This is a genomic window from Campylobacter sp. CNRCH_2014_2452 (assembly GCF_025772865.1).
GTDB lineage: Bacteria > Campylobacterota > Campylobacteria > Campylobacterales > Campylobacteraceae > Campylobacter_D > Campylobacter_D lari_D.
The window spans coordinates 1-1,237 of sequence record NZ_JAKMSX010000029.1 but is presented as its reverse complement, the minus strand read 5'-3'; the positions used below and the strand labels follow the sequence as shown (position 1 = coordinate 1,237).

Sequence of the window (1,237 nt, the reverse complement as noted above, 5' to 3'; positions counted from 1 at the left end):
TACAAATCCCCCTTACTCATACTTTCTTTATTCTTGCTTTTTTCTTTTTCATTATTTGGATTTGAAATTTCTATTTCTTTAAAACTTTTAGAGCATTCTTTATCTGTGTATAATCTAACACAATACTTTCCCCAAGTCTTACCTATGCTAAAAGGATAATCTTTTAAAAAATCAGGTTGTTTGTTGTAATTAATCTCATTGATTTTAAAATAATACTTTCCTTCAGGTAAGCTTCCAAATTTATCTTTAATACTTTCATCATCATAGTAAAAATATGCTTTTTTCTTGGTAGTTTTATCTTTTATATCTTGATAAAAACTAAAAGCAATTTGTTTATTTGATGGTTTTAAATTATCAGCTTTAGCTACTCCACTTCTTGCCATATAAGAAGATATTAAATCTTTTCCTTTAAAATGATATAAATAAAAACCATCATATTTAAAATAATCTTTATTTTTAAACCTAAGTATAAGTCCTATTTTATGATTGATATAATTATTAAATATTCTTTTGCTATCTTGTAAGGGTTTGGCTAAATAAGCTTTATTATCTTCTAATCTAACTTTAAAACTATGACAATTACTAAAGTCTTTTTCTCTATCAAATCTTATTTTACCTTCTTTATTAGTTTTTAATTTTAATACGCTTTGCTTGATTAGTTTTTCATGATCATACCCTTTTATACTAATACTAGCATTATCAATAGCCTTGCCATGTTCATCTTGTATGATAAGGCTGATGTAATTTGAAGTAGCAGTGTTGTTTATAATGTTAGTGTTATTGTGGGTTAAATTTAGATCTTGATGGTTTAAATCATCATAAGCATAGTGCTTGCTTATCTTTTTAGGTTCTAATTTTATATTTAAACTATTTTTAGCTAAAACATAGTTTTTAATCTTACAATGATAATAATCATAAGTAATGTTTAAATCTTTTAAAGCATATAAATTATTCTCATCATATTTAAGATAATAATTTATTTTTTCATCATTGAAAGAAAAAATTTCATCTTCCTTTGCGCCTAAAAGAAGTTTTTCATAAAAAAATACTCTTGTTTTTAGTTTATTAAAATCTAGATTATAGTTTTGTTCTAATAAAGCTATATCGATTAATGACTCATCTTTAACAAATATATCACAATTGTTCTCATAAAGATGTAAAAGATTTGACATAGATGAAGCATTGTCAAAAAATATAAGCTTTTTATTTTTTTCTTTGTTTTCTAAGATGAAGTGGC

1 protein-coding gene is annotated in these 1,237 nt (G+C 23.7%); it reads right to left on the bottom strand.

Features of this window, described 5'->3' with window-relative positions; all coding sequences use genetic code 11:
- A partial coding sequence (locus tag L8X38_RS08375) for a hypothetical protein (RefSeq protein WP_412175448.1) occupies nucleotides 1–1,237 on the bottom strand: 1,237 nt, incomplete at both ends.